1 pseudogene is annotated in these 1,186 nt (G+C 75.2%); it reads right to left on the reverse strand.

Annotated elements, in window-relative coordinates:
• Positions 1-1,186: pseudogene (locus tag AOK17_RS47560) on the reverse strand (hypothetical protein); the annotation flags it as partial.

The raw sequence follows: 1,186 nt of genomic DNA on the forward strand, positions 1-1,186 counted from the left end.
GTAGAGGGGGAGGGCGGGGACGGAGAGGGGATGTCCGGCGGGAAGTGGTCGCTGAGGAGGACGTCGTAGCCGAGATCGGCGCGACCCTGCCAGTCGTCCGGGAGACGCAGGGTCGCCTCCGTGCCCGGTACGGGTCCGACGGCGAGCGCGCGGAGGGTCGTGACCCGATCGGGGTCGAGGCGCCCGAGGACCCGGATCCGCAGCCCGGGACGTGCGCCCAGCCGGTGGAAGTTGGCGGTGTGGGCGAGAGCGGGGTGGCTGTGCGCGGGAGCCAGCCGGAACGGTCCACCGGGGTTGGGCCGGCCGTCCGCGAACGCGTCGCCTCCGCAGGGCAGTTCACGGACCAGCAGATCCTCGCCGTCGGTCGCGGCGATCTCCACATCACAGCCGATCAGGGGACGGGCGTACCCGGCGCCTTGGGGGTCACCGGCCCCTCCGGGGTCACCCACGAGCGACGCCGGGAACCGCACGGCGGCGGACTCGGCGAGCGGGCGGGCGAACACCGTCGCCGGCGCGGCCTCGCTCCAGGGGCGTCCGGCGGCGAAGGTGGCACGGACTCCTCTTTCCGCAAGCAGGCGGCCCTCCGGGGAGACGGTCGCTCCCGAGATGATCAGGCCGCCGCGGGACACCCGGAAGTGGTCGCTCAGGAAGCTCCGGATGGCGACCAGGGCGGTACCGGCCCGTCCCGCCCGCGCCGGGCCGCCGGGCTGGACGTCGCGGAGCGTGTACCAGCGGCCGTCGTCGTCGATGAGATGCGTGACCACCCCGCCGAGGTCGTCGGCGCCGATCACCGGTTCGCGGCAGACGCCGTAGAGCCGCAGCGACCCGTCGGGGCGGTGGTTGCGTCGGACGGCTCCGATCAGCGCGGGCTCGGGGTCTCCGGCCTTCAACAGGTGGGCGACGAGGAGGAGTTCGCGCAGGGCGGTCACCAACTCGGTGAGTCTGCCCGGGCTGTACGGGTCGCGCGTGGTGCGCAGGCAGCGCGCCACGCTCAGGGCCGCGGCCTCTGCGCGGTGGAGTCCCGTCAGACGTGCCGTGTGGGCGGCGCGCAGCAACTCGGCCTCAAGGACCGGTCCCGTACCGGCCGTTCCGGCCGAGAGCACGGCTGCCGCCGCCGTCCAGAGTGCGGTGGCCGCACGGATCTGGGCGGCGGTGGGCCCCGTGGGGGCCCCGGCCGGGGCAGGGG

It is taken from the genome of Streptomyces phaeochromogenes, assembly GCF_001418655.1.
Lineage (GTDB): Bacteria > Actinomycetota > Actinomycetes > Streptomycetales > Streptomycetaceae > Streptomyces > Streptomyces phaeochromogenes.